Source organism: Paracoccus nototheniae, from assembly GCF_004335005.1.
GTDB lineage: Bacteria > Pseudomonadota > Alphaproteobacteria > Rhodobacterales > Rhodobacteraceae > Paracoccus > Paracoccus nototheniae.
In genome coordinates, this window is record NZ_RQRT01000053.1 from 1 (window position 1) to 21,306 (window position 21,306).

The 21,306-nt window shown below is 67.1% G+C and carries 18 protein-coding genes; 6 read left to right on the forward strand and 12 right to left on the reverse strand.

Annotated elements, in window-relative coordinates; translation table 11 throughout:
- From EG885_RS16345 to EG885_RS16360, 4 genes are all read right to left on the reverse strand, one after another.
- Positions 1-219: hypothetical protein (locus tag EG885_RS16345; protein ID WP_131576569.1), on the reverse strand; the 219-nt coding region annotated here is incomplete at its 3' end.
- Between the two features lies 1 nt (position 220).
- On the reverse strand, positions 221-601 hold the full coding sequence (locus EG885_RS16350; protein ID WP_131576571.1) for a biopolymer transporter ExbD: 381 nt from the start codon (positions 599-601) through the stop codon (positions 221-223).
- 4 nt (positions 602-605) lie between these two features.
- Entirely contained in the window at positions 606-1,013 is a 408-nt protein-coding gene (locus EG885_RS16355) for an ExbD/TolR family protein (RefSeq protein WP_131576573.1), read from the reverse strand.
- The gene (locus EG885_RS16360) at positions 1,013-1,699 is read right to left on the reverse strand and encodes a MotA/TolQ/ExbB proton channel family protein (protein WP_131576575.1); all 687 of its coding nucleotides are present in this window, start codon (positions 1,697-1,699) and stop codon (positions 1,013-1,015) included. The genes EG885_RS16355 and EG885_RS16360 overlap by 1 nt, the downstream gene beginning before the upstream one ends.
- Positions 1,700-1,981: 282 nt before the next feature.
- On the opposite strand from EG885_RS16360, the gene mobA reads away from it, so the two are divergent.
- From mobA to EG885_RS16380, 4 genes are all read left to right on the forward strand, one after another.
- On the forward strand, positions 1,982-2,596 hold the full coding sequence (gene mobA, locus EG885_RS16365; protein ID WP_131576577.1) for a molybdenum cofactor guanylyltransferase MobA: 615 nt from the start codon (positions 1,982-1,984) through the stop codon (positions 2,594-2,596).
- Positions 2,583-3,464 (forward strand): molybdopterin guanine dinucleotide synthesis, encoded by an 882-nt coding sequence (locus EG885_RS16370; protein ID WP_131576580.1) that lies wholly within the window; start codon positions 2,583-2,585, stop codon positions 3,462-3,464. The genes mobA and EG885_RS16370 overlap by 14 nt, the downstream gene beginning before the upstream one ends.
- A 151-nt stretch (positions 3,465-3,615) precedes the next feature.
- Positions 3,616-4,428 (forward strand): TspO/MBR family protein, encoded by an 813-nt coding sequence (locus EG885_RS16375; protein ID WP_131576584.1) that lies wholly within the window; start codon positions 3,616-3,618, stop codon positions 4,426-4,428.
- A 30-nt stretch (positions 4,429-4,458) separates the two neighbouring features.
- Positions 4,459-5,007, forward strand: coding sequence for a glutathione peroxidase (locus tag EG885_RS16380; RefSeq protein WP_131576587.1), 549 nt, complete (start codon positions 4,459-4,461; stop codon positions 5,005-5,007).
- Between the two features lie 63 nt (positions 5,008-5,070).
- On the opposite strand, the gene EG885_RS16385 is transcribed toward EG885_RS16380, so the two are convergent.
- Both EG885_RS16385 and EG885_RS16390 read right to left on the reverse strand, forming a co-directional pair.
- Positions 5,071-5,736: an SDR family NAD(P)-dependent oxidoreductase gene (locus EG885_RS16385; RefSeq protein ID WP_131576590.1), complete on the reverse strand. Its 666-nt coding sequence runs from the start codon at positions 5,734-5,736 to the stop codon at positions 5,071-5,073.
- Positions 5,733-7,109 carry a cryptochrome/photolyase family protein gene (locus EG885_RS16390; protein ID WP_131576593.1) on the reverse strand — a complete coding sequence of 459 codons (1,377 nt, stop codon included), beginning with the start codon at positions 7,107-7,109 and terminating at the stop codon, positions 5,733-5,735. The genes EG885_RS16385 and EG885_RS16390 overlap by 4 nt, the downstream gene beginning before the upstream one ends.
- A 194-nt stretch (positions 7,110-7,303) precedes the next feature.
- Between EG885_RS16390 and cobA the strand changes: the two genes are divergently transcribed.
- Both cobA and EG885_RS16400 read left to right on the forward strand, forming a co-directional pair.
- On the forward strand, positions 7,304-8,056 hold the full coding sequence (cobA, locus tag EG885_RS16395; RefSeq protein WP_242679703.1) for a uroporphyrinogen-III C-methyltransferase: 753 nt from the start codon (positions 7,304-7,306) through the stop codon (positions 8,054-8,056).
- A gap of 152 nt (positions 8,057-8,208) precedes the next feature.
- Complete coding sequence (locus EG885_RS16400; RefSeq protein WP_131576599.1) at positions 8,209-11,562, forward strand: calcium-binding protein; 3,354 nt, start codon at positions 8,209-8,211, stop codon at positions 11,560-11,562.
- An 18-nt stretch (positions 11,563-11,580) separates the two neighbouring features.
- Here EG885_RS16400 and queG read toward each other — a convergent pair whose 3' ends face one another.
- From queG to EG885_RS16430, 6 genes are all read right to left on the reverse strand, one after another.
- On the reverse strand, positions 11,581-12,606 hold the full coding sequence (gene queG / locus EG885_RS16405) for a tRNA epoxyqueuosine(34) reductase QueG (RefSeq protein ID WP_131576602.1): 1,026 nt from the start codon (positions 12,604-12,606) through the stop codon (positions 11,581-11,583).
- A gap of 67 nt (positions 12,607-12,673) precedes the next feature.
- Positions 12,674-13,360, reverse strand: a complete 687-nt coding sequence (gene fzlA / locus EG885_RS16410; protein ID WP_131576605.1) for an FtsZ-binding protein FzlA — start codon at positions 13,358-13,360, stop codon at positions 12,674-12,676.
- Positions 13,361-13,438: 78 nt separating this feature from the next.
- A complete protein-coding gene (mtgA, locus tag EG885_RS16415) occupies positions 13,439-14,164 on the reverse strand; it encodes a monofunctional biosynthetic peptidoglycan transglycosylase (protein WP_131576607.1) in 726 nt (241 codons plus the stop codon).
- 290 nt (positions 14,165-14,454) lie between these two features.
- On the reverse strand, positions 14,455-18,993 hold the full coding sequence (gltB, locus tag EG885_RS16420; RefSeq protein ID WP_131576609.1) for a glutamate synthase large subunit: 4,539 nt from the start codon (positions 18,991-18,993) through the stop codon (positions 14,455-14,457).
- Positions 18,990-19,778, reverse strand: coding sequence for a hypothetical protein (locus EG885_RS16425; RefSeq protein ID WP_131576611.1), 789 nt, complete (start codon positions 19,776-19,778; stop codon positions 18,990-18,992). The genes gltB and EG885_RS16425 overlap by 4 nt, the downstream gene beginning before the upstream one ends.
- Before the next feature lie 11 nt (positions 19,779-19,789).
- Positions 19,790-21,274, reverse strand: a complete 1,485-nt coding sequence (locus EG885_RS16430; protein WP_131576613.1) for an NAD(P)-dependent oxidoreductase — start codon at positions 21,272-21,274, stop codon at positions 19,790-19,792.
- Positions 21,275-21,306 lie beyond the last annotated feature (32 nt).

Below are 21,306 nucleotides of genomic sequence, written 5' to 3' on the forward strand. Positions count from 1 at the left end.
TTCGGCGATCTCGGGGGTGGCCGCGATCTCGGGCGGGGCCTCCCATTCGGTGACCATCGAGCGGATCTCTTCGCCCCCGGCGGCGAGGGCTGCGGGCGGGGCCTCGGCGGCGACGCCGCGTTCCAGCCGTTCAGGCAGCATGATGGCCGCCGCCGAGACATGCAGCGCGGCGGCGATGGTGAAGAACCCGGCGGTTTCCAGGGTGCGGCGCGTGATCATGCTAGCCTCCGCTGACGACAAGCTGGGCCCCGGCGGGGGCGATGATGCGCAGCCGGGCCAGATGCCCGGCCAGCAGCGCGGCAGAGGTGGCGGCATCGGCGCGGATCTCGACCGGATCGTCGCTGTCGCGGGCGGCGATCGCGTCCCAGACCGCCTCGCCCCGCGCCTCGTTCCAGGCCAGTTCGCCCGCCGCCGAGACATAGAGCACGTCGATCGCCTGCGCCTTGATGTCCGAGGCACTGTCGGGCGGGGTCAGCGGAAACGGCGTCGGCTGAGAGATCTGTGCCGTCAGCAGGAAAAAGATCAGCAGCAGGAAGACGACGTTGATCATCGGGATGATCGATTCGCCGCGCGGCTTGCGGGGGGGCATGTCGATGCGCATGGGCCTATTCGATCAGGATAAGGTTGGTGACGCCGCCGTCGCGCAGCAGGTCCATGACAGTGACCAGACGCTGCAGGTCGGCATCCGCGCGCGGGCGCAGGATCACCGCCGCGCCCGGTTCGGGCAGCAGCGCCGTGACATCGGCCAGCAGGGCGGCGGGATCGGCGGTGACGCCGTTCAGCAGCACCGCATCGGGGGTCACATCGACCAGCCGTGGCGCGCCCTGCCATGCACTGCCCGTTCCCTCGGCCCCGCCCGCGATGGGCAGAACCGCATCCGTGCCAAAGCGCGAGGCGAGCATGAAGAAGATCAGCAGCAGAAACACCACATCGATCATCGGCGTCAGCGACATCTTGCGCGGATGCCGTCTTGGGCCAAGATCAAGACCCGATCCGATGGCGGGGGTGGCCATTACTCGGCCGCCTCGAACAGGCGGGCGCGGGTCGGCGCCGGGGCGTCACGGCTGACGAAGACGCGGGTCGCCAGATCCTCCAGATCCGATTGCAGGCGGTCGCTGATGCTTTCGAACCAGGACAGCGCAACACCGGCGGGGATCGCCACCGCCATCCCGGCAGCGGTGGTCAGCAGCGCCACCCAGATGCCGCCCGCCAGATCCGAGGGGTCGGCCTGATTGCCCGAGTTCTGCAGCACCTGAAAGGCCGCGATCATGCCCAGAACCGTGCCCAGCAGGCCCAGAAGCGGCGCGATCGTGGCGATCAGTTCCAGCGCGCGCAGACCCGCACGGGACCGGAACAGCGCCTGACGGGCGACACGGGCGGTTTCCTCGCGCGCGGCATGATCGTCGAAGCGCGGGTCCAGCGAGGTGCCGATCGCCGCCTGCGTCACCCGCGCGCGGGCCGAGGGGCGACCGCGCACCTGATCCATCGCCTCGCGCTTGCGGCCTTGGGACCACAGCTGCAGGGCGGCGCGGGAATGGCTGCCGCCCCAGACCCCAAGGCGCCACAGCGACCACAGTTTCCACAGGACGACCGCCAGCGTGATGACCGACAGGGCCGCGATCAGCCACATCGTCCAGCCGCCGTCATAAATCAGTCCGAACAGCGGCAGCGCCGCCAGCGAGGTTGCAAGTTCAGTCATGACATCGGTTCCTTGGGCGTGGCGGTCGGGCAGACCGCAGGATGGGGACGGGCCGGGGGACGGGCTGCGGATGATGCCGCCGTGACGGGACCGCAGGGGCTGTGGCCGCGATGATTGTGTTGCGCATGACGCGTTTCCCGACCGGTTCCGAATGGGCGACTTTTATACTCGGGTAAGGAGTCTGACTAATCATGTCAAGAATTGGGCCCGTATTTTCTGCAGGACCGGCAGGTCGGTCACGCGGCCTTGTTCACGGGGCCGGCAGCGGGCACTGTCATCGCCATGACCCCATTCCGCCCGCCTGCAATGATTTTGGCCGGAGGCCGTGCGACCCGGATGGGCGGCGGCGATAAGCCCCTGCTGGCCTTGGGGGGCAGACCGATGCTGGCGCATGTGGTGGCGCGGCTGCGCCCGCAGGTGGGCGCGCTGGCGCTGAATGCCAATGGCGATCCGGCCCGGTTTCAGGGCTTTGGCCTGCCGGTGCGGGCAGACAGCCTGCCCGACCATCCCGGACCGCTGGCGGGCGTGCTAGCGGCGCTGGACTGGGCATCCGAGGCGGGCACAGATCTGGTGCTGACCGTCGCGGGGGACACGCCCTTTCTGCCCCCCGATCTTGTGGACCGGCTGCTGGCCGCGCGCGGGCCTTCCGGGCTGGCTTTGGCCGCGACGCGCGATGCGGCGGGCGATCTCCACGATCATCCGACCATCGCCCTGTGGCCGACGGCCCTGCGCGACGATCTGGCCGCGTCCCTTCTGGCGGGACAGCGCCGGATGCGCCGCCTGACCGACCGCCATCAGCCGGGGCGGGCGGTCTGGACGGGCGATCCGGACCCGTTCGCCAATATCAACACCCCCGCTGATCTGGCGCTGGCAGAGGCCCGCCTTGCCACGCTTTGACCGGATCGTGATCCTCGACTGGTCGGCGGCGGGCCGTCCGGTGCAGGGCGCCAATTCCATCTGGCTGGGCTGGGACGGGGGACTTGTCCAGAACCCCGCCACCCGCCATCAGGCCGAGGCCGTGTTGCAGGACGCCGTGGCGCAAGCGCATCGGACGGGCCAGCGCCTGCTGATCGGGGCCGATTTCGCCTTTGGCCACCCGACGGGGCTGGCGCGACGCATCGTGGGGCGGCCCGACGCCTTGGCCTTGTGGGATCATCTGACGGCGCGGCATCGCGACGATGACCGCAATGCCAGCAATTACCGCGAGGTCGCGGCAGCGATGAACCGGACCCTTGGTGCACCGGTCTTTTGGGGCAACGGTCGCCGCGACCAGATCCCCGACCTGCCGCGCCTGAAGCCTGCGCCCTGTCCCGGCCTTGCCCCGCATCGCGCGACCGAGACGCCCTGCCCCGGCGGGCCGCGCCCCAAATCGCCCTTTCAGCTGGCCGGGGCGGGCGCGGTGGGCGCGCAAAGCCTGACCGGCATTCCCTGCCTGAACCGCCTCCGCCGCGATCCCGGCACCGCCGTCTGGCCGTTCCAGCCGTGGCGGGACGCCGTCGTGGTGCTGGCCGAGGTCTATCCCTCGATGATCGCGGCACCCTTGCGCCGGACCACGGGCTTTTCTTGCGTGGATGCGGCGCAGGTCAGCCTGCTGGCCCGCAGCCTGCGCCATCTGGACGACCGCGATGCTCTGGCCCCGATGCTGGCCGCCGACCCCCGCATTGCCGATCCGGAATCAGAGGGGCAGATCCTGGGCTTTGGCCATGAAACCGCGCTGCTGGCCGCCGCGTGGGGGGTCACCGGGGCCAGCGCAACCCAGGGTTGACAGGCCCGGAACGACCATGCGACCACAGGCGTTGCGCCTTTCATGACAGGACCGACCGGTTCGGATGCCCCGCGCGCCCGTCGCATCCGCCGGACTGCGATCGACACAAGGCCCGATCGACACAAGGCCAGACCAACAGAAGGAGAGACGCATGAGCAACGCGACACTGGCCCTGTTGGTGCTGCTGGCGGCGCTGGCCTTTGCCGTCTCTCCGGTTCTGTTTCCGGGCTTTGCGGGCTTTGATCCGGGGCGGTTTCCGATCCCTCAGGATGATCCTCCGGTACAACCGGCGGGATGGGCGTTTTCGATCTGGGGGGTGATCTATCTGTGGCTGATCCTCGGCGCCGGGTTCGGCCTGTGGAAGCGCCGCGATGACGAGGATTGGCTGCCTCTGCGCGCGCCCCTGCTGGTCAGTCTGGGCATCGGATTCTTCTGGCTGCCGGTCGCCAGCCGCTGGCCGGGGGTGGCGACGGTGATGATCCTTGCGATGCTGGTCAGTGCGATCGTCGCGATGCTGTGGGCCGGGCGCCGCGACCGATGGTGGGAGGGGCGGCCCATCGGCCTTTACGCGGGCTGGCTGACGGCGGCCTCGGGCGTGTCGGCAGGGATCTGGCTGGCGGGGCATGGCTGGCTGTCCGGCCATGCGGCGGCGTTCCTGTGCCTGCTGGCGGTGATGGCCGTAGCCCTGAGCGTGCAGTCGATGCGGCCCTGCGAATGGACCTATCCGCTGGCGGTGATCTGGGCGCTGATCGGCATCATCGCCGCGAACCTTGCAGGCGGTCCGACCGGCAGAGACTGGCTGATCATCGTCACGGCAGCGCTTGGGGCGGCTGCGCTGTTGGGTCGCATCTGGACGAATCGCCATCCGCCCGATCATTCCGAGGCCTTCCGGACCGACCCGCGCAAGCCTGCCCGCCCGCGCAAGGTCCGCGCCCCACGATACCCCAGACATGCCAAGCCCTGACCTGCCAAGCCCTGACCCAGGAGATTTCCCATGAAGCGCCGCATTTTCCTGAGGCTGGCCACCGCGATCCCGGCCCTTGGGCTGGTCCCTGCGCGCGCGCAGACGGCGCCGGGCTTTACGTTTCCGTCGATCGACGGCGGCAGCTATGACACGGCTGACTGGCGCGGGCAGCCGGTGCTGGTGATCAACACCGCCTCGCTTTGCGGGTTCTCGGGGCAGCTGCGCGACATGCAGGCGCTGCACGAGGCCTATGCCGCACGGGGGCTGGTGGTGCTGGCCGTGCCGTCGGATGATTTCAATCAGGAACTGGCCAGCGGCAAGGAGGTCAGCGAATATTGCCAGATGGAATTCGGGATCACCCTGCCCATGACCGACATCCTGCATGTCGCCAAGGGCGAGGTGCATCCGTTCTATCAATGGCTGCGGCAGGAAACCGGTTTCGTGCCGAAATGGAATTTCGCCAAGGTACTGCTGGGCCCCGGCGGTCAGGTGCTGGGCCAATGGGGGTCGTTCACCAAACCGGGCGGTTCGCAGATCATCAAGGCCGCCGCGCCCTTTCTGGCCCCCGCTGCGGGCTAGGCTGCCGGGGGCCGCGACGTCGGGGCAAGGCTGGCGGGCGCAAGGCTGGCGGGGGATAAGCCGTCACCATGGCACGCGCGCGCCCTTCCAGTCCCAGAAACTGCCGCTGTCCTCGGGCGTCAGCCCCGCGATCACCTCCAGCAGCGCCCCGGCGCTGCGTTCGGGCGTGATGGTCGGATAGCGCGCGGCATATTTCGCGGTCAGCGGCGTTTCCACCGTGCCCGGATGCAGGGCGACCAGCACTGCGTGGCGGTTGCGGCGCCGGTATTCGATGGCCGCCGTGCGGATGATCTGGTTCTGCGCCGCCTTGGCCGCGCGATAGGCGACCCAGCCCCCCAGATCATTGTCGCCGATTGACCCCACCCGCGCCGACAGCGATCCCATCACCGACCGCCGGTCACGCGCCAGCAGCGGCGCGAAATGCCGGATCGCCAGCGCCACACCGGTGGCATTCAGCGCGAATTGCCGCGCCATCGCCTGCGGATCGACCGCGTCCATGGTCTTTTCGGGGCCATGCCCGTCGATGACCAGCGCACCGATGGTGTTCACGATCAGATCGAAATCCTGCCCCTGCAACCGCGCCGCATGATCGGCGACGGTATCGGCCTGCGTCAGATCCAGCCCGTCGCCGCTGCGCGACAGCGCGGTGACCGATGCCCCCTGCCCGCGCAGCCGTGCCACCAGCGCCGCCCCGATCCCGCCCGAGGCGCCCAGCACCAGCGCCCTCATGCGCGGTGCTTCTGATAGGCGGCCAGCGCGCGGTCGCGACCCTCGGCCAGCGTGATCGCGGGCCTGGGGCGCTGCGTCAGGTCGATCTGCCAGGACCGGGGTGCGGCATCCGCGAACGCCTGCGCGCCCTCGGCCCTGGGGTCCAGCCAATAGGCGCGGTATTGGCCCTGCGCATCGAATTTCTCGCCCTGCGTGTCGGGGTTGAAGACCCGGAAATAGGGCGCCGCATCCGGTCCGCAGCCCGCCACCCATTGCCAGTTCATTGCATTCGAGGCCGCATCCCAATCGCTGAGCGTATGGGCGAACCAGTCCAGCCCGACCCGCCAGTCGGTCATCAGATGTTTCGTCAGATAGCTGGCCGTGATCATCCGCACGCGGTTGTGCATCTGGCCGGTCACGAACAGCTCTCGCATGCCGGCATCGACCATGGCGACGCCGGTCTGCCCGCGCCGCCACGCCTCGGCCTGTTCGTTGTCGCGACGCCATGGGAAATCATTCCATTCCGGGCGCCAGCAGCTGCGGTCCAGATCGGGGGATTCCTGCATCAGCTCGCGCGCGAATTCGCGCCAGCACAGTTCGGACAGGAAATGCTCGGCCCCGCGCGCGCTGTCCTGATAGGCGGGCTGGACGCGGGACCAGATGCGGCGGGGGCTGATCTCTCCGACCGCCAGCGCATCGGCCAGACCCGAGGTCGCGCGGGGGCGCCACGGCTCGTCCCGGTGCGCCTTGTAATCGGGCAGCGGGCCGTCCAGAAATTCGTCCAGCCGGGCATGGGCCTGATCCTCGCCCGCGCGGATATGGCCCGCCAGCACGTCCCAGCCCCGGTTCATCGCGGCGCGTGCCTGCGGCCAGTCGGTGTCATCGCCGTCGGGCCAATCGGGCGGCGAGGACAGGCGGGGCACCGCCAGAGGCGCGGCGATCTCGACCTGCCGCACGGCCTTCCAGAAGGGCGAAAAGACCTTGTAGACCCCGCCCGATCCGGTCAGCACGCTGCCGCGCGGCACCAGATCGGCCAGCGGATGCAGGTGCAGATCCGCGCCGCCGCGCCGCGCCGCCGCCTCCAGCCCGTGCTCGCTGGCAAAGGGAAAGCCGATGGTCGTGTGGATGGCCGTGGCGCCGGTCTGGCGGGCCAAAGCCTCCAGCACCTCGGCCGGTTTGCCATGGCGCACGATCAGGCGGGACTGGTGCTGATGCAGCGCCGCCTCCAGCCGGGACAGCGACAGGGCCTGCCGTTCGGCGCTGGCGGGGTGGTCGTGCGCCTCGTCGGGGTCCAGAATCACCAGCGGGATCACCGCCCCGTCGCGGGCCGCCGCAACCAGCGCCGGGTGATCGTCCAATCGCAGAACCCGCCTGAACCAGCAGATGACCGTCATCGCATTCTCCTTGCCGTGCCCCGGACCACGCCCGAGCGCGCCAAAAGTTTCTTAAAACGTTTCCGAAACTTTCATCGCCTGTCGTCGGCGCAAACGGGATGCGCGGCATTGTCACACCGGATGCGGGTGGTATAGCTGAAACCCCGCCATGCGTCCCGCAGCCAGCCCGCGCCGTTCAGAAAGCCCGCCCGCCCGTGACCGATCCCAGCTTTCCCCCCGGCTTCGTCTCGCTGGTCTCGGCAGGGCCGGGCGATCCCGAGTTATTGACGCTGAAGGCCGCGCGGCGGCTGGCGCAGGCCGATGTGGTGCTGTTCGACGATCTGGCATCGGGCCCGGTGCTGGATCACGCCGGTCCGCAGGCCGAGCTGATCGCGGTGGGCAAGCGCGCCGGTCGCCCCTCGGCCCGGCAAGAGGCGGTGAATGCGCTGATCGTCAGCCATGCGCAGGCCGGGCGCCGCGTGGTGCGGCTGAAATCGGGCGATGCGGGCATCTTCGGGCGTCTGGAAGAGGAACTGGTCGCCCTGACCCAAGCGAATATCCCGTTCGAGATCGTGCCAGGCGTCAGCTCGGCCAGCGCGGCGGCGGCGGCGATGGGCATGCCCCTGACCCGGCGCCTGACCGCGCGGCGGGTGCAGTTCGTGACCGGTGCCGATGTGACGGGTCAGCTGCCCGGCGATATCAACTGGGCGGCGCTGGCCGATCCCTCGGTGACCACGGTCGTGTTCATGGGCCAGCGCAGCTTTCCGCTGCTGGCGCAGGGGCTGATCGACCATGGTCTGCCCGGCGACACCCCCGCCCTGTTCGCCGAGGCCGTGGGTCATCCCGGCCAGCGCCTGCTGCGCAGCACGGTGTCCGATCTGGCCCGGATCCTGCGCGATCAGGGCCCGGCCAGCCAGCCCGGGCTGATCCTGTACGGCCCGCTGGCCTTTCCGCCCGAAAGCGTCTGAGGGCGCGCTGAGCGGACCCTGATCCCGCCAATCGCGGGGCTTTTGCCTCAAATGCCTGCTAAACACCGGGTGGTCAGACGGGGCCGTTAAGACCATGTTCATCCTTGTCCGGATCACCGGACGCATCCTGCCCCGAACCCCAGAAAACCCCCATGATCCTGTATCGCCACGTGACCACCTTTGGTGTCACGCAACACAGAACATTGTCCCGCGTCACGGACCTTGAGATCGTCGAGGCGGGCGGACGGACGCTGTTGATTGCGGCAAACCCTCTGGGCGGCGGCATCAGCAACTATGCCATCGGTGACCCGGATGCGGCCATCGAGCTGCTGCGCAGCCGCAGCTATCCCGATGAATTCACCTATCAGGGCACGCCGCGCCTGACCGCGCTGACGATGCCAGGCGGTGGCACCGTGCTGCACGTCGCGCAGATGGGCGGGGCGGCGGACATGTCGGTGTCGCTGCGCATGGACAATGGCGCCATGCCCCGCTTTGCCGGGCTGTTCACGACCAGTCTGGGCGACGATCTGACGGCAATCGGCCAGATCGAGACCGCGCAGGGGCAGTTCATCTTTTCCGCCCGCGACGGCGATCTGACCCTGACCACGCAGCGAATGGCGGCGGACGGCTCGCTTGTCGCGGTGGGCCGCACCACGCTGCCGGTGCCGCAGGGCAGCACCCATGCCGCGCTGGACAGGGTGATCCCGGTAATGGTTGAGGGCCAGCAGATCCTGCTGGCCGTGTCGGGCAATGGCAATTTCATCTCGACCCATCTGATGGCGGCGAATGGCTGGCTGGGACCGGGCATGGTCCATCAGGCCGGGCGCGGCACCGGCTATGACCTGCCCGCCCAGATCGGGACGGTGCAGGTCGCCGGAAAGACCTTTGTGATCATGGGGGCTGCCGGGTCCGATTCGCTGACTGTGTTCCAGCTGACGCGCGATGCCCGGCTGATCACCGTCGACCATATCATCGACGAGGGCACGACCCGCTTCCAGTCGGTCACGGCGCTGGAAACCGTCGTCGTCAGCGGGCGGGCCTTTGTCTTTGTGGGCGGTGCGGATGACGGGATCAGCGTCTTTACCCTGCTGCCCGACGGGCGGCTGTTGCACCTGACCACCATCGCCGACACGAACGACATGACGCTCAGCGATGTCAGCAGCATCGCCGCCCGCGTTGTCGACGGCAAGATCATGCTGTTCGTGGGTTCTTCAACCGAAACCGGGATCACCCAGTTGCTGTTCGACCCCGGCCTGATGGGATCGACCCGCATCGCTCCGGTCAGCCTGATGCGCGGCGGCGCAGGCAGCGATCTGCTGGTCGCGACCGCCGTCACCACCCGGCTGGAGGGCGGCGACGGCAATGACATCCTTGTCGCCGGCTCCCGCCCCATCACGCTGGTCGGGGGCGAGGGGGCGGACATTTTCGTGCCGTCCCGCGTGCAGGGGCGGATTGCGATACTGGATTACGATCCGGGCACAGACCGGCTGGATCTGTCGATGCTGGGCACGATTCGCAGCATCTGGCAGCTGCGCTTCGTGCCCACCGCCAGCGGCATCATGATCCTGTATGGCGAGACGATCCTGGACATCACCACCCGCAGCGGGCGCAGCCTGAGCATCGCCGATTTCTCGAACGCGATGTTTCCGGTGGCCCATTATCTGCTGCCCGAGCTGAACCCGACGCTGATCCCCGCCGACCCCGGCCCGACGGGTACGCCGGTCTGGCTGTTCGGCACGTCCGGCCCCGATCGCCTGATGGGCACCGCCCGCCCCGAGCTGATCGCGGCGGGCGCGGGCCATGACACGGTCTCGGGCGGGGCGGGCCATGACACGATCCGGGCAGAGGCGGGCGACGACGTGGTCCGCGGCGGCGAAGGCGATGACCAGTTGTTCGGCGGGCCGGGCCGCGACACCCTGTTCGGCGATGCGGGCAACGATCTGATCCATGGCGATGACGGCGATGATCTGATCGACGGCGGAGCGGGCGATGACAGCCTGTATGGCGGGGGCGGCAACGATCTGATCTATGGCGGGCCCGGCAATGACCGCCTGTCCGGCGGCGCGGGCAATGACACATTGCTGGGTGGCCCCGGCAATGACCGCCTGTTCGGGGAGGATGGCGCCGATCTTTTGAATGGCGGCATGGACGACGATTATCTGGACGGAGGCGCAGGCCCCGACATCCTGCTGGGCGGGATGGGCCATGACACCCTGCTGGGCGGGGCGGGCAACGATCATGTGTCCGGCCATGCCGGGAACGACCTGCTGATGGGCGGCGACGGCGACGACACCCTGTCGGGGGGGCTGGGCAATGACACGCTGCGCGGCGACGCAGGTCGTGACCTGCTGTTTGGCAATCAGGGCAATGATTTGATGTCGGGGGACGACGGCCATGACACGCTGCGCGGCGGATGGGGCGATGATACCCTCTATGGCGATGCCGGCAATGATGTCCTGTCGGGCGATCAGGGCAATGACCTGATCTATGGCGGCATGGGCAATGACCGGATCTTTGGCAATGCCGGCAATGACCGGCTGTATGGCGAGGATGGCACCGACTATCTGTTCGACGCCCTCGGATCGAACCTGCTGGACGGCGGCGCGGGCGATGACACCCTGCTGGCAGGCGCAGGCCATGATACCCTGCTGGGCGGAGACGGCAATGATCGCATGAACGGCGGCGCCGGCAACGACCTGTTAGAGGGCGGGACCGGCAACGACACACTGCTTGGCGGGCCGGGCAATGACCGCATGATGGGCGGCGAGGGGCATGACCTGCTGACCAGCTTTGCAGGCAACAATGTCATGTGGGGCGGTGCGGGCAATGACACCCTGCTGGCGGGCGCAGGCCATGACGTGCTGCGCGGCGATGCGGGAAACGACCTTCTGAACGGCGGTGCGGGCAATGACCGGATCTGGGGCGGTCCCGGCCATGACCGCCTGCTGGGCGGCCCCGGCAACGATGTTCTGGATGGCGGGATGGGCAACGACGTGCTGGATGGCGGTATCGGCGCCGACAGGCTGTTCGGAGGACTGGGCAACGACCTGCTGAACGGCGGCATGGGCCATGACATTCTGGACGGCGGACCGGGCGCGGACAGGCTGTTCGGCGGTCCCGGCAATGATCTTCTGCGCGGCGGATGGGGCCCGGACAGGCTGCAGGGCGGGCCGGGCAACGACACGCTGATCGGCGGCGCCGGCGCCGATGTGATGTTCGGCGGTGCCGGGCGTGACAGCTTCCGCTTTCTGGGACCGGGCGACAGCCCCCGCGCCCAGTCCGACCTGATCGGCGATTTCCGCCCCGGAGAGGATCTTATGGACCTGCGCCCGCTGAACCTCTCCTATGCCGGCCACGGCCCGTTCCAGGGCCCGCGCTCGCTGAGATGGGATCATGTCGGCCAGCAGACCCATGTCTTCGTCGATCTGAACGGTGACCGTCAGGCCGACATGATGATCCGCCTGCAAGGCCACCTGACCCTGGATGGAGAGGATTTCCTGCTTTAGCCCCTGCCCCCGGGGCAGTTACCCCGACAGACGCGCCACCGCCCATTGCGCCGCCTCGGCCACGACCGGATCGCCATCCCCGCACAGGCCCTGCGCGACCGGCAGCAGCCGCGCCTCGCCCGAATTGCCGATCGCATACAGCACGTTCCTGACAAACCGGTCCCGTCCGATCCGCTTGATCGGCGATCCCGAAAACCGCGCCCGGAACCCCGCATCGTCCAGGCCCGCCAGCTCCGCCAAAGGCGGCGCATCGATGATCCCGCGATAGCGCATCTCGGACCCGGCCTGCGCGAACTTGTTCCACGGACAGACCGCCAGACAATCGTCGCAGCCATAGATCCGGTTGCCCATCAGCACCCGCAGATCGGGATCCACCGGGCCCTTGTGCTCGATCGTCAGATAGGAAATGCAGCGCCGCGCATCCAGCCGGTAGGGCGCCGGGAAAGCCCCCGTCGGGCAGACATCCAGACAGGCCCGGCACGATCCGCAATGCCCGGCCTCGGGCGCATCCGCAGGCAAAGGCATGGTGGAAAAGATCGCGCCCAGAAAGAACCAGCTGCCCAGATCGCGCGACAACAGATTGGTATGCTTGCCCTGCCAGCCCAGACCCGCCGCCTGCGCCAGCGGCTTTTCCATGACCGGCGCCGTATCGACAAAGACCTTGATCTGATGGCCCGGCTCGGGCGCCCGCTCCAGCATCCAGCGCCCCAGCCTCTTCAGCCGCTTCTTGACCAGATCATGATAATCGCGCCCCTGCGCATAGACGCTGACGGCAGCCCGGTCGCGGCGCTCCAAGACCGCCAGAGGATCACCCTCGGGCGTATACAGCTCGGCCAGCATCACCACCGACCGCGCCTCGGGCCACAGGGCCGCCGGATCGCCGCGCCAGGCCGTCCGCTCGGCCATCCAGTCCATCTGCCCGTGATGCCCGGCCTGCAGAAAGGCCGCCAGCCGCCCCGCCGCCTCGGGCACCGCGTCCGTCCGCGTCACGCCCATCGTCGCGAAGCCCACCGCGACCGCCTCGGCCGCCACTTCGGCTTTCATCTTGGCCCAAATATCCCGGGGGGGATCGCCGTCAGGCGAGGGGGGGCTGGCCCCCCCTGCCCCCGGCTCAGCCGAAATCAAGCTCGGCATAATGCGCCGCCGGGTGGATGCCCGGCACCTGATCGGCCAGAACCGACCGGAAGGCCGGGCGCGACTTGATCGTCGCATACCAGTCGCGCAGCGCCTCGGACCGGTCCCAATCCACGTCCGAGATGTAATCCAGACAGGAAAAATGCGCGGCCGCGGTGAAATCGGCGAGGCTCAGCGTATTGCCCGCCAGCCAGCGCCGGGTTTCCAGCAGCCCGGCCAGATAATCCATATGCTCCTTGATCGCGCGCAGCCCGTCCTTGACGACACGGCTGTCGGGATAGCCGGTGCGGGTGATCTTTTTCCAAACCCGCTCGTTCAGGATCGGCTGCGTGACCTCGGCCTGAAACTTGTCGTCGAACCAGGCGCACAGCCTGCGCACCTCGTGACGTTCCAGCGGCGTCGCGGGCATCAGCGAGGGGCTGGGCACCGCCTCGTCCAGATATTCGACGATCGCCTGACTTTCGGCCAGCAGATTGCCGCGATAGCGCAGCACCGGCAGCTTGCCGGCCGGATTACGACGCTTGAGATCGGGTGGGCCTTCCCAATACCGCTCTTCGACCAGCTCGACCTCGATCTTCTTCTCGGCCAGCACCAGCCGCACCTTGCGGCAATAGGGCGACAGGGCGGTGTGATAGAGGCGCGTGGTCTGGGTATTGGTATTCATGGGCTGCCGGGAACCTGACTGATGGGGTGGGTTGGCGCCTTGATACGCCCGCACCCCCGCGCTTTCAACCGTGGCGGATCATTCGAAACAGGCCGCCCGCCCGTCCCGCGCGATCGTCGCCGCCCCATCGGCGATCGCCCGCGTACGGGCCGAGGCCTCCAGCCGCCGCGTCCGCGGGCTGGGCAGGATGGATGCCAGCCGCGCCGATTGCACCGCTGTCAGCTGATCCGGTGTGGTCGCGAAATGCGTCCGCGCCGCCGCATCGATGCCGAAGATGCCCGGCCCGAATTCGGCCACATTCAGATAGACCTCGAGGATGCGGCGCTTGGACCACAGCGCCTCGATCATCGGGGTCAGCGCGGTTTCCACCGCCTTGCGGCCCCAGCTGCGGGTCTGCCAAAGATAGGCGTTCTTGGCCGTCTGCTGCGTCAGGGTCGAGGCGCCATGCGACGACCCCGAGGCCACGACCTTGCGGATCTCGGCCATGTCAAAGCCCCAATGCAGGCAGAAATTCGCATCCTCGGCGGCCACGACCGACCGGCGCATGACCGGCGCGATCTGGTCCAGCGCCACCCAGTCCCGGGGAGCCAGATCATGCTGACGCGCCGCCCCCAGCATCGTCCAGGTCAGCGGCGGGTTCACAAAGGCATAGATCGTCACCGACCCCGCCATGACCAGCAGCGCCCGGAGCGCCCCATATCGCAGCCAGAACAACGCCCTGCCGCGCAGCGACAGGCGCGCGGACGCCGTCTTCCGGGGAATGGGATCTGCGGAACGGGTGCGAGAGAACAGGCGCGACATCATCCCCGCATCTCTCATGCAGGGCGCGGCTGCGTCAAGCGGCGCAGGCCTGTCTCGGGCCCTGCGCAGGGACAGGGCACGCCTGCCCGGCGTCCTGGTCAAGGCGATCGCCGCCCAGGGGACGTCAGGGGGACGCAGCCATGGCGCGGTGGGTCAGGGGCGATCGGGGATGCCTGTCAGGCGCCTGCGACCTGCCGGGCCAGTGCCTGAAATGCCCACGTCCTGAAATGCCCACGTCCTGAAATACCAACGCGGCCCCGCAAAGGGGGCCGCGTCGCTGTTCTGATTGGTCCTTATTCAGCCGGAACCGCGCTTGGTTCTTCGATCGCGGCGATGGGATGGGGCAGATGCACCAGCATCTCCTTGGGGCAGACCTGCAGGAAGTTGCCCTTTTCGCGATCCCAGTTCGACAGGATCTCGTCGGCGCGACGCGATCCGGTCTCTTTCAGGTGCCGGGCGATCAGGGATTTCAGCTGATCTTCCCAATGCGATTGCGTCACCGGGCACAGGATCAGCGTTTCGGCATTGATGTAATCGCGCGCCAGACCCTCGGGATCGTACAGATAGGCCATCCCCCCGGTCATCCCGGCGCCGAAGTTCGCGCCGATCCTGCCCAGAATCACCGCCACGCCGCCGGTCATGTATTCGCAACCGTTCGACCCGCAGCCCTCGATGACAACGGTCGCGCCGCTGTTCCTGACCGCGAACCGCTCGCCCGCCCGGCCCGCCGCGAACAGGAAGCCGTTCGTCGCGCCATACAGGACCGTATTGCCGATGATCGTGTTATCCGCCGCGACCAGAGGGCTGGCCATCGGCGGGCGCACGGTGATCGTGCCGCCCGACAGGCCCTTGCCGACGTAATCGTTGGCGTCGCCCGACACCTCGATCTTCAGCCCCGGCGCAGCGAAGGCGCCAAGCGACTGGCCCGCGCTGCCCGTCAGACGCACGGTCAGGTGATCAGGCTGCAGATCGTTGCGCATCCCAAACTTCTGCACGATCAGCGACGACGTGCGGGTGCCGATGGTCCGGTGGGTGTTGCGGACCGCATAGGACAGCTGCATCTTTTCGCCATCCTCGAAAAAGCGGGCGGCATCCTTGACGATTTCGCTGTCCAGCGTCTCCAGCACCGCATTGCGCGGCTTGGTGCGGTCATAGACGATCTTGTCCGCACCATCGACGGTGATCAGCAGCGGGTTCAGGTCCAGATCGTCCAGATTGGCCGCACCCCGGCTGACCTGCGTCAGCAGATCCGCGCGCCCGATCACCTCGTCCAGGGACCGTGCCCCGATCGAGGCCAGAATTTCGCGCACCTCCTGGGCATAGAAGGTGATCAGGTTCACCACCTTATCCGCCGATCCGGTGAACATCGCGCGCAGCTTTTCATCCTGCGTGCAGACACCGACCGGACAGGTGTTCGACTGGCACTGACGCACCATGATGCAGCCCATGGCGATCAGGGCGGCAGTGCCGATGCCGTATTCCTCGGCCCCCATCATCGCCGCCATGACGATGTCGCGTCCCGTGCGGAGACCGCCATCGGTGCGCAGGGTCACGCGTTCGCGCAGCCGGTTCATCGCCAGAACCTGATGCGCCTCGGTCAGGCCCATTTCCCACGGCAGACCCGCGAACTTGATCGAGGTCGCGGGCGAGGCGCCCGTGCCGCCGTTATGGCCCGAAATCAGGATCACGTCGGCCTTGGCCTTGGCCACGCCCGCCGCAATCGTGCCCACACCGGACGATGCCACCAGCTTCACGGTGATCTTGGCGCGCGGGTTGATCTGTTTCAGGTCATAGATCAGCTGCGCCAGATCCTCGATCGAATAGATATCGTGATGCGGCGGTGGACTGATCAGCATGACGCCGGGGGTGGAATGGCGCAGCTTGGCGATCAGCTTGGTGACCTTCATGCCGGGCAGCTGGCCGCCCTCACCGGGCTTGGCACCCTGGGCGACCTTGATCTCCAGCTCTTCGCAGGCGTTCAGGTATTCGGCGGTGACGCCGAACCGGCCACTGGCGACCTGCTTGATCTTGGCGCAGGGGTTGTCGCCATTGGGCAGCGGATGGCTGTGGGCCGGATCCTCGCCGCCCTCACCCGAATCGGACTTGGCGCCGATACGGTTCATGGCAATGTTCAGCGTCATATGCGCCTCGGGCGACAGCGCCCCAAGCGACATCCCCGGCGTCACAAAGCGCTTGCGGATCGAGGTGATGCTTTCCACCTCTTCGATGGGCACCGGCTTGCCAAAGGGCTTGATGTCCAGCAGATCGCGGATGTGGATCGGCGGATTGGCCCGCATCGTGGCGCTGAACTGCTTCCAGATGTCATAGCTGGCCTTTTCACAGGCCACCTGCAGCAGCTTCATCGTATTGGCTTCCCAGGCATGCTTTTCGCCCGTGCGCCGCAGCTTGTAGAAGCCACCGACCGGCAGCATGTCCACGTTATCGGTGTGGAACGCCACCTGATGAAGCCCCTCCAGCTTGGCCTGCAGCCCGTGCAGACCGATGCCGGAAATGCGCGACTGCATGCCGGGGAAATATTCCGCGACCATCGCGCGGCTCAGCCCCACCGCCTCGAAGTTCAGGCCGCCACGATAGGAGGACAGGACCGAAATCCCCATCTTGGCCATGATCTTGAGCAGCCCCGCATCGATCGAGGCGCGATAGCGGCGCATGTTCTCGACCAGCGAACCGGTCAGCAACCCGCGTTCGATCCGGTCGTTGATGCTGTCCTGCGCCAGATAGGGGTTCACGGTGGTCGCGCCGCAGCCGATCAGCACCGCAAAGTAATGCGGATCGATGCATTCGGCGGCGCGCACATTGACGCTGCAGAAGGTCCGCAGCCCCTTGCGGGTCAGCCACGAATGCACCGCGCTGGTCGCCAGGATCATCGGCATGGCGACGCGGTTCGGTCCCTGCGTCTCATCGCTGAGAACCAGATGGCCGGCACCGCTGCGCACGGCATCCTCGGCCTCGGCGCGGATGCGCGCCAGACCTTCGCCCAAGGCATCGGGTCCGGCATCGTCGGGGAAGGTGCAATCGATGATCGTCACCGTCTCGCCGAACATCTTGACCATCTCGGCGAATTCGCCGCTGGCCAGGAAGGGGCTTTCCAATACCACGATCTCGGTCTGGCTGCTGCTTTCGTCCAGCACGTTCTTGAGGTTGCCGAACCGCGTCTTCAGCGACATGACCCGCGTTTCGCGCAGGCTGTCGATGGGCGGATTCGTCACCTGGCTGAAGTTCTGGCGGAAGAAATGGCTCATCGGGCGGTACTGGTTCGACAGGACCGCAGGCGGCGTGTCGTCGCCCATGGACGCGATGGCCTCTTTCCCGTCCTCGGCCATGGGGGCCAGCACATGCTCCAGCTCTTCCATGGTGAACCCAGCGGCGGTCTGGCGACGGCGCAGCGCATCACCCGAGAACTGCACCACCTCGGGCAGGTCCAGCATGATGTCGTTCAGCTCGGTGACCTTTTCGATCCATTCGCCAAAAGGCTGGCTGCCCGACAACCGGTCTTTCAGGTCGGTGTCGTGGTAGAGTTTGCCTTCCCACATATCGACGGCGATCATCTGGCCCGGACCAAGCGCGCCCTTTTCGCGCACGCCGGTTTCATCCACCGGGACCATGCCGACCTCGGACCCGGCGATCAGCAGGTTGTCGCCCGTCACGACATAGCGCATGGGCCGCAGCCCGTTGCGGTCCAGACCGCCGCAGACCCACCGCCCGTCGGTCATCGCAAGCGCGGCGGGACCGTCCCAAGGCTCCATCACCGCGTTGCAATAGGCGTACATGTCGGCCCATGCCTTGGGCATGTCGGTGGTGGCCTTGGACCAGCTTTCCGGCACCAGCATCGTCTTGGTCATCGGCGCGGACCGCCCCGAGCGCACCAGCACTTCGAACACCGCATCCAGCGCGGCGCTGTCCGACGATCCGGCGGGCACGATCGGCTTGATATCCTCGGCGGCCTCGCCGAACGCGCTGCTGGCCATGCGGATCTCGTGGCTGCGCAGCCAGTTCAGGTTGCCCTTCAGCGTGTTGATCTCGCCGTTATGGGCCAACATGCGGAAGGGCTGGGCCAGCCACCATTGCGGAAAGGTGTTGGTCGAATAGCGCTGGTGATAGATCGCAAAGGCGCTTTCGAACCGCTCGTCCTTGAGGTCGGGATAGAATTCCGCGACCTGTTCGGCCAGCATCATGCCCTTGTAGATGATCGACCGGCAGGACAGCGAACAGAAATACAGATCGCGCACCTGACCGGCGATGGCGGCTTTCTCGATGCGGCGGCGGATGATGTACAGCTCGCGCTCGAAACGGACCTGATCGATGTCCTTTTCACAGCGGATCAGGATCTGTTCGATCTCGGGGCGGGTGGCATTGGCCTTTTCGCCCAGGACAGCGGTGTTCACCGGCACATGGCGCCAGCCATAGATGTAATGGCCCATGCGCAGAACCTCGGATTCCACGATGGTCCGGCAGGCCTCTTGCGCGGCAAAGTTCGTGCGCGGCAGGAACACCTGCCCCACCGCGATCAGCTTGTTCTGGTCGGGCTCGTGGCCGGTGCGGCGCACCTGATCGTAAAAGAACGGCACCGGGATCTGGACATGGATGCCCGCCCCGTCGCCGGTCTTGCCATCCGCATCCACGGCGCCGCGATGCCAGATGGCCTTCAGCGCATCGATGCCGTTCTGCACGACGGAACGGCTGGCCTTGCCTTCGATATTGACGACAAAGCCCACGCCGCAGGACGAATGTTCATCCTCGGTCCGGTAAAGGCTGTGCTTGTCCATCCAGTCGCGGCGGGCTTCTTCCGAGGCTTTCCAGTCCATGGTCATGATGCGGCCCTTTCCTGCGGGATCTGCGTCATCAGCTGATCGCAGTCGAATTGTGGGGTTGTGGATCCGAACCCGGCATCGCCGGGAAAGAGGAACAGCACGGGGCTGTCATCCGACTGACGCCGGGCGCCGGTCCAGTCGCTGCTGGTCTCGGCCCCGCCGAAAAACCGGCCGAAGTCGCGGCTGATGTACTGGCTGCCGCTGCGCTCGATCAGCACCTCGCCATCGGCGCTGCGGGTGGTCAACTGAAACTCGGTCCGTTCCAGATCCTGCCCGTCGATGGTCACCGTCTGGCCGGTCAGGGTATCGAAACCCTGATGATGCAGGCGCTGGCCGTCATTGGTTTCGGTCATGAAATCGAAATCGTCGCGACCCGTTTCCAGCAATTCGGAAAAGCTGGCCTCGTCCTCGGCCCCCTCGACCAGCCGGTCGATCAGGCCCGATCCCATGCTCTGGCTTTCGATCCAGCGGGTCTCGGCGTCGATGGTCGACAGATGGAACAGCCCGTCCTGTCCGAAATGGGCGCTGCGCTGATAGCCTTCGGGATCGGCGCTGCAGGTGTAATACTGGCTGACGGTGCAGCTGCGGTTCTGAACCGTCATGGTCATCTGGCACCCTGCCGGAGGCGTAAAGCTGGCCGCCCCCGCCATGCGCGCGCTGACGCTCCATGCGCCCGCCAGCACCAGAAGCGCCGTCAGGGCCAGCCCGACCCGACCTGCGGATGGCGCCGGTCGGGCGGCGGCCACCGCGCGGGACCGGTCACGGGGCATCGGGCGACGGGTCATGCCTGCCCCCCTCATTCGGCGGCGATCCGGGCGTCGCCGGTCAGATAGCCGGCGATCGATTCCGCCGCCTCGCGCCCGTCGCGGATCGCCCAGACCACAAGGCTGGCGCCGCGCACGATGTCGCCCACCGCATAGACACCGGCGATCGAGGTCATATGCGTCTGGAAGCTGGCCTTGATGGTGCCCCACCGCGTGACCTCGAGGCCCTCGACGCCCCACAGTTTGGGCAGATCCTCGGGCTCGAACCCCAAAGCCTTGATGACCAGATCGGCGGGTTCGTCGTAATCGGCGCCCTCGATCAGTTCCGGGCTTTGACGGCCCGACACGTCGGGCTGGCCAAGGCGCATTTTCTGGATGCGCACGCCCGCGACGGTCGGAATGCCGTCCACGTCGCGTTCCTGCGCCTCGGCGGCAATGCCGGTCACATGGCCGGCAAAGGCGCCGGGGGCGGACATCCAGACGAACTCGACGCCCTCTTCCTCGGCATTCTGGACCTCGCGCTGCGATCCCGGCATGTTCGCGCGGTCGCGGCGATAAAGGCATTTGACCGATTGCGCGCCCTGACGGATCGCGGTGCGCACGCAATCCATCGCCGTATCGCCGCCGCCGATCACGACGACGCGCTTGCCGCGCGCGTTCAGCTCTCCATCCTCGAAATCGGGCACGTCATCGCCGAAATCGACCTTGTTGCTGGCGGTCAGGTAATCGATCGCCCGCACGATGCCGCCGTGATCGGCATTGTCCAGATCCAGATCGCGCGTCTTGTAGACGCCCGTGGCGATCAGCACTGCATCATGCTTGCCGCGGATCGCGTCAAAGCTGATATCCTCGCCGACATTGCAGTTCAGAACGAATTCGACGCCGCTGTCAGCCAACAGCTTGTTGCGGCGCATGACGATGTCCTTCTCCAGCTTGAAGCCGGGAATGCCATAGGTCATCAGCCCGCCCGCGCGGTCATAGCGGTCATAGATCGTGACCTGAAACCCCTGCCGCCGCAGCATGTCCGCCGCCGCCAGCCCGCCCGGACCTGCGCCGATGATCCCCACGGATTCGGCGCGTTCCTGCGCGGGGGTGAAGGGCTGGATCCAGCCGTTGTCCCATGCGGTGTCGGTGATGTATTTTTCGACCGCCCCGATGGTCACGGTGCCGTGGCCCGATTGTTCGATGACGCAATTGCCTTCGCACAGGCGATCCTGCGGGCAGATGCGGCCACAGATTTCCGGAAAGGTGTTGGTGGCCTGACTGACCTGCCACGCCTCTTTCAGGCGACCTTCGGCTGTCAGGCGCAGCCAGTCGGGGATGTTGTTGTGCAGCGGGCAATGGCTTTGGCAATAAGGCACGCCGCACTGGCTGCAGCGACCGGACTGTTCGGCGGCCTTGCTGGCGGCGAATTCGCGGTAGATCTCGTGGAAATCCTCGCTGCGTTCCGAGGCCGGGCGTTTCTCGGGCATCTCGCGCGGGGTCGAGACGAACGTGAGCATCTTCTGCGTGGCCATGGCTGCGCTACCTTCCCTGAAAGGACTTCCGC

Excerpts from the sequence above, each read along its gene's own strand:
- EG885_RS16350 (WP_131576571.1), bottom strand. The coding sequence starts at position 601 with ATGCGCATCGACATGCCCCCCCGCAAGCCGCGCGGCGAATCGATCATC.
- EG885_RS16355 (WP_131576573.1), bottom strand. The coding sequence starts at position 1,013 with ATGGCCACCCCCGCCATCGGATCGGGTCTTGATCTTGGCCCAAGACGG.
- EG885_RS16360 (WP_131576575.1), bottom strand. The coding sequence starts at position 1,699 with ATGACTGAACTTGCAACCTCGCTGGCGGCGCTGCCGCTGTTCGGACTG.
- mobA (WP_131576577.1), top strand. The coding sequence starts at position 1,982 with ATGACCCCATTCCGCCCGCCTGCAATGATTTTGGCCGGAGGCCGTGCG.
- EG885_RS16375 (WP_131576584.1), top strand. The coding sequence starts at position 3,616 with ATGAGCAACGCGACACTGGCCCTGTTGGTGCTGCTGGCGGCGCTGGCC.
- EG885_RS16380 (WP_131576587.1), top strand. The coding sequence starts at position 4,459 with ATGAAGCGCCGCATTTTCCTGAGGCTGGCCACCGCGATCCCGGCCCTT.
- EG885_RS16385 (WP_131576590.1), bottom strand. The coding sequence starts at position 5,736 with ATGAGGGCGCTGGTGCTGGGCGCCTCGGGCGGGATCGGGGCGGCGCTG.
- EG885_RS16390 (WP_131576593.1), bottom strand. The coding sequence starts at position 7,109 with ATGACGGTCATCTGCTGGTTCAGGCGGGTTCTGCGATTGGACGATCAC.
- EG885_RS16400 (WP_131576599.1), top strand. The coding sequence starts at position 8,209 with ATGATCCTGTATCGCCACGTGACCACCTTTGGTGTCACGCAACACAGA.
- queG (WP_131576602.1), bottom strand. The coding sequence starts at position 12,606 with ATGAAAGCCGAAGTGGCGGCCGAGGCGGTCGCGGTGGGCTTCGCGACG.
- fzlA (WP_131576605.1), bottom strand. The coding sequence starts at position 13,360 with ATGAATACCAATACCCAGACCACGCGCCTCTATCACACCGCCCTGTCG.
- mtgA (WP_131576607.1), bottom strand. The coding sequence starts at position 14,164 with ATGATGTCGCGCCTGTTCTCTCGCACCCGTTCCGCAGATCCCATTCCC.
- gltB (WP_131576609.1), bottom strand. The coding sequence starts at position 18,993 with ATGACCATGGACTGGAAAGCCTCGGAAGAAGCCCGCCGCGACTGGATG.
- EG885_RS16425 (WP_131576611.1), bottom strand. The coding sequence starts at position 19,778 with ATGACCCGTCGCCCGATGCCCCGTGACCGGTCCCGCGCGGTGGCCGCC.
- EG885_RS16430 (WP_131576613.1), bottom strand. The coding sequence starts at position 21,274 with ATGGCCACGCAGAAGATGCTCACGTTCGTCTCGACCCCGCGCGAGATG.